The sequence below is a fragment of the Mycobacterium sp. TH-M82 genome (genome assembly GCF_057473605.1).
In genome coordinates this window covers 1-4,916 of sequence record NZ_JBYCKY010000230.1, presented here as the reverse complement: position 1 = coordinate 4,916, position 4,916 = coordinate 1, and the positions used below count along the sequence as shown (strand labels likewise).

Annotated in this window: 5 protein-coding genes and 2 pseudogenes; 5 read left to right on the top strand and 2 right to left on the bottom strand. The window is 67.2% G+C overall.

Translation table 11 applies throughout. The features are described 5' to 3' along the window. Nucleotides 1-329: ATP-dependent metallopeptidase FtsH/Yme1/Tma family protein (locus tag AC2VON_RS06855; RefSeq protein WP_486952266.1), on the bottom strand; the 329-nt coding region annotated here is incomplete at its 3' end. A 150-nt stretch (nt 330-479) separates the two neighbouring features. Here AC2VON_RS06855 and AC2VON_RS06850 point away from each other — a divergent pair. The 3 genes from AC2VON_RS06850 to AC2VON_RS06840 are packed head-to-tail and all read left to right on the top strand — an operon-like array spanning nt 480 to nt 3,684. Beyond that, nucleotides 480-1,463: an alpha/beta fold hydrolase gene (locus AC2VON_RS06850; RefSeq protein WP_486952265.1), complete on the top strand. Its 984-nt coding sequence runs from the start codon at nt 480-482 to the stop codon at nt 1,461-1,463. After that, on the top strand, nt 1,463-2,668 hold the full coding sequence (locus AC2VON_RS06845; RefSeq protein WP_486952264.1) for an LLM class flavin-dependent oxidoreductase: 1,206 nt from the start codon (nt 1,463-1,465) through the stop codon (nt 2,666-2,668). The genes AC2VON_RS06850 and AC2VON_RS06845 overlap by 1 nt, the downstream gene beginning before the upstream one ends. Further along, nucleotides 2,668-3,684, top strand: a complete 1,017-nt coding sequence (locus AC2VON_RS06840; RefSeq protein ID WP_486952263.1) for a zinc-binding dehydrogenase — start codon at nt 2,668-2,670, stop codon at nt 3,682-3,684. Before AC2VON_RS06845 ends, AC2VON_RS06840 begins: the two co-directional genes overlap by 1 nt. A gap of 140 nt (nt 3,685-3,824) precedes the next feature. Here the strand turns inward: AC2VON_RS06840 and AC2VON_RS06835 are convergent. Then, nucleotides 3,825-4,037: pseudogene (locus AC2VON_RS06835) on the bottom strand (RES domain-containing protein); the annotation flags it as partial. Between AC2VON_RS06835 and AC2VON_RS06830 the strand changes: the two are divergent. After that, nucleotides 4,037-4,225, top strand: a pseudogene (locus tag AC2VON_RS06830) (transposase); the annotation flags it as partial. The pseudogenes AC2VON_RS06835 and AC2VON_RS06830 overlap by 1 nt on opposite strands. A 94-nt stretch (nt 4,226-4,319) precedes the next feature. Beyond that, nucleotides 4,320-4,916: PGRS repeat-containing protein (locus AC2VON_RS06825; protein ID WP_486952262.1), on the top strand; the 597-nt coding region annotated here is incomplete at its 3' end.

The following is a 4,916-nucleotide window of genomic DNA, read 5'->3' as shown; positions in this document are numbered from 1 at the left end:
TGGTTGACGACGGTGTTGATCTCGGCTTTCTTGCCACTCAACGCGTCATAGAGGGTGACCGCGTACCCGGTCGGGTACTTGGCGATGATCTTGGCTGCGTTGGCGGCACCGTCGGCGCTGATGGGTTTGTCCAGGGTCAATCGCAGCTGCTGCTCGCGATCGTCGATCTGCGCGCTCTTGACGTTGCCGCTGTGGATCTGCGCCACCGCCACCGAGGTGTCGACGGGCTGATATCCGCGGGTGTCGTCGCTGAAGTAGAAGAACGACCAGCCGAGCAGCAGTACCACGGCGATCGCCGTGAGCGTGCGGACCACGTTTTTCCGATTCATCGAGCATCGGCCATCAACGTCATGGGGTCGGCCAAATCCTTCCGGTGGTAGCGCCAACAGTCAAGGTTACCGCCATGGCGATCGCCGACTTGGCAGAGCCGGATCGACAAGCCCTTCTCAGCACGGTGTTGGGTGTGGTTTGGTGAGACGGTGAGCGCCGCAACGCCCGCCCCTGCTGAACGGGTAGTCGATACCAACGGTGTGCGTTTGCGGGTCACCGAAGCGGGTGACCGAAGTTCCAGCGCGCCGGTGGTGATCTTGGCGCACGGCTTCCCGGAACTGGCCTACTCGTGGCGCCACCAGATCCCGGCTCTGGCCGATGCCGGTTTTCACGTGCTGGCGCCCGATCAACGCGGCTACGGAGGCTCGTCGCGACCCGAGCAGGTCGAGGCCTACGACATTGCCGCCCTGACCGCCGACCTGACCGGCCTGCTCGACGACGTCGGTGCGCAGCGCGCGGTCTGGGTCGGCCACGACTGGGGCGCCCCCGTCGCCTGGAGCGCCGCGCAGCTGCACCCCGACCGGGTGGCGGCGGTAGCAGGGTTGAGCGTTCCGCCTATGCCGCGCCCGCAGGTGCCACCCACGCAGGCGTTCCGCAAGATCTTCGGCGAGAACTTCTTCTACATGCTGTACTTTCAGCGCCCGGGTGTTGCCGACGCCGAACTCGCATCCGATCCGGCCCGCACCATGCGCAGGATGATCGGCGGCCCGCGAGGACTGCTGGATTCGGATGCGGCGGCGCGGATGGCCGCTCGCGGTCCGATGGGCTTCATCGACCGGCTCCCCGAACCGGACGGGCTGCCGGATTGGATCAGCGCCGACGAGCTCGACCATTACGTCACCGAGTTCTCCCGCACCGGCTTCACCGGAGGACTGAACTGGTACCGCAACCTCGACCGCAACTGGGAGATCCTGGCCGACCCGGTGGCCGCCACCATCGACGTGCCGGCGCTGTTCATCGCCGGAACCGCCGACCCGGTGCTGGGCTTCACCCGCCGCGACCGAGCCGGGGAGCTGGTCACCGGCTGCTACCGCGAGGTGATGATCGAAGGTGGGGGGCACTGGCTGCAGCAGGAACGGCCCGGCGAGGTCAACGCGGCGTTGTTGGAGTTTCTGTCCGGACTGCAGTCCTGATGACCGCACCATCGGCGCCGCTGCGATTCGGAGTCTTCATCACGCCGTTTCACCCGGTCGGCCAGTCACCCACGGTCGCACTGGAATACGACATGGAGCGGGTCGTGGCGCTGGATCGGCTGGGTTTCGACGAGGCCTGGTTCGGCGAGCACCACTCGGGCGGCTACGAGCTGATCGCCTGCCCCGAGGTGTTCATCGCGGCGGCCGCCGAGCGCACCAAGCACATCCGGCTGGGCACCGGCGTGGTCTCACTGCCCTATCACCACCCGCTGATGGTGGCCGACCGGTGGGTGTTGCTGGACCACCTGACCCGGGGTCGGGTGATGTTCGGCACCGGGCCGGGTGCGCTGCCCACCGATGCCCACATGATGGGCATCGATCCGGTCGAACAGCGCCGGATGATGCAGGAGTCCCTGGAAGCCATTCTGGCGCTGTTCCGCGCCGCGCCGGGAGAGCTGGTCGACAGGCACTCGGATTGGTTCATCCTGCGCGACGCACAGCTGCACATCCGGCCCTACAGCTGGCCGTATCCGGAGATCTCCACCGCGGCAATGATTTCGCCGTCCGGTCCACGGCTGGCGGGGACGCTGGGGACGTCGTTGCTGTCTTTGTCGATGTCGGTGCCCGGCGGCTACGCCGCGTTGGAGAACGCCTGGGAAGTGGTCCGTGAGCAGGCCGCCAAGGCCGGCCGTGGCGAGCCGGACCGTACCGGCTGGCGGGTGCTGGGCATCATGCACATCGCCGACACCCGCGAACAGGCCGTCGAGGACTGCACCTACGGGCTGGCCGACTTCGCGAACTATTTCGGCGCGGCCGGCTTCGTTCCGCTGGCCAACGCCGTCGAAGGCTCCCCGCGGTCGCCGCGGGAGTTCGTCGAAGACTATGCCGCGACCGGCAACTGCTGCATCGGCACACCCGACGACGCAATCGCCTACATCACCGACCTGCTCGACCGGTCCGGCGGATTCGGCACCCTGCTGCTGCTCGGTCACGACTGGGCGCCGCCCGCGGCCACCTACCACTGCTACGAATTGCTGGCCCGGAACGTGATTCCGCACTTCCAAGGACAGCTGAGCGCGCCGCGGGCATCCCACGACTGGGCTAAAGGCATGCGCGATCGGCTGTTCGGGCGAGCCGGGGAGGCGATCATGAAAGCGGTAAGCGAGCACACCGACGAGCTCAAGCAGCAGGTGGAGCCCAGCTGATGCGCGCGGCGGTGCTGCGCGCCGGCCGCATGGTGTGCCGCGAGGACGTGCCCGATCCGGCGCCCGGGCCCGGCCAGGTGCTGGTAGCGGTGAAGGCGTGCGGCATCTGCGGGTCCGACCTGCATTTCGCCGCACACGGCGATCAGGTGCTGGCGGCGACGAGAGCCATGCGGGGCATGCCGACCGGCGATGCGACCGTCGACCTCGACGCCGACGTGTTCATGGGCCACGAGTTCAGCGCCGAGGTGCTCGAATCCGGGCCGGACACCGACACCGTGGCGCCGGGCACGGTGGTGACTTCGATTCCGGTGCTGTTGTCGACGGCCGGGATCGAACCGATCATCTACAGCAACACCACGCTCGGCGGCTACGCCGAACGGATGCTGCTGTCCGCGCCGCTGCTGCTGCCCATACCGAACGGGCTGGATCCCAAACACGCCGCGCTGGCCGAACCGATGGCGGTGGGCCTGCACGCGGTCAACAAGTCGGGTATCCAGCGCGGTGAGACCGCACTGGTACTCGGCTGCGGGCCAATCGGCATCGCCGTCATCGCCGCGCTTCATAACCGAGGGGTCGAAACGGTTGTGGCCGCGGACTATTCATCGTCCCGACGGAATCTCGCGGCAACGATGGGTGCGCATCAGATCATCGACCCGGCCGACGGTTCACCGTTCGACACGGTGACGCCGAAGGTGATATTCGAAGCGGTCGGAGTGCCGGGCATCATCGACGACGTGTTGCGCCGCGCCCCCATCGGCAGCCGGATCGTCGTCGCCGGGGTCTGCATGCAGCCCGACACCGTGCACCCGTTCTTTGCCATCGCCAAGGAGATCAACGTGCAGTTCGTGCTGGCCTACGACCCGGGCGAGTTCGCGGCGTCCTTGCTCGCCATCGCCGAGGGCGAGATCGATGTCACGCCGGTGATCACCGGCGAGGTCGGACTGGACGGGGTGGGCGCGGCATTCGACGACCTGGCCGACCCGGGGCGGCACTGCAAGATTCTCGTCACGCCGTAGCCGGGGGCGACGGTGCTCGCCGCCCGGTTCGGTATTCACGAAGACGAAGCCAATGGCTCGGCCTGCATGCGCTCGGCGGCTGCGCTGGGCCTTCAGCAGAGCCCGCTCTCTACCGGCGACGTCGTGTCAGATTACGCAGTAAACGCCGCGACGATGTGCCGCGCCCACTGCTGAGTCACCGTGTGTGGGGCCGTCGAGATAGCGAAAGTGCCACCGACGCGCATCACCCATGCACCCGAGCTGTCGGCAGCCAAATCGAGCACGGTCAGCGCGCGAGCGAAAGACAGCCCCGTCAGGTATGGGCCGCCACGGTACCGGTCGATGGTGCGATCGATCTGAAACGCATCACCGAGAGGCCACCCTCGCCGAAACACGCGGCGACCAAGCCGCCATCTCCAAATCCACGGTCTCGGAGGTCTGCACGGCGATCCGCGCCGAATACCACGCGTGGGCGCAGCGGCGGCTCGACGACATCGCCCTGGACTGCCTGTTTTTGGACGCCAGCTTCTTTCGGATGCACCCCGGGTCACCGGCGTCACCATGTGATTACTCCAGGCGCTAATACTGTATTCTGCACTGTTGTCGTCGTTTCATTGCTGTTCGATCATCGCGCCACACACGGGGAGGTTTGACAGATGACTGGTAGGAAGCACACCGGGGGCTCACGCTGCTCAGCGAGGGCACGCCGGTGCAACCGGGCGATCGGCGCGGCCAGTGCGGCGGGTGCGTTTTTGGCATTTGGGATGACCCCACTGGTGACCGCGCCGTCCGCGCAGGCCGAATTCGATTGGCTGGACTTCTTCGACCCGAGCGCGGTGGCGCCGGTCGATGCGCCGTCGACCGCCGAAACCGGGGTCGACCAGGTCTTCGGCACGTCGCCGTTCTTCGACCAGCTGATCACGGCCAATCCGCAGCTCGACCCGGCGAAGGTGATCGACGCGGCGTTGTGGCAGCCGTTCAACACCCGCATGGAGGACTGGATCAACAGCCCGGTCGGCATACAGGTCGACGACGCCATCAACAAGTCGGCCGGGGAGTTCTTGATCGGCAACGGCACCAACGGCACGGAGGCTGATCCGAACGGCACTGCCGGCGGATTGTGGTTCGGCGACGGCGGGGCCGGCTGGGACAGCAGTGAGGCCGGTGTGGCCGGCGGCAACGGCGGTGACGCCGGGTTCTTCGGTAACGGCGGCGACGGCGGTACCGGCGGGGCCGGTGCCGACGGCGGCAGC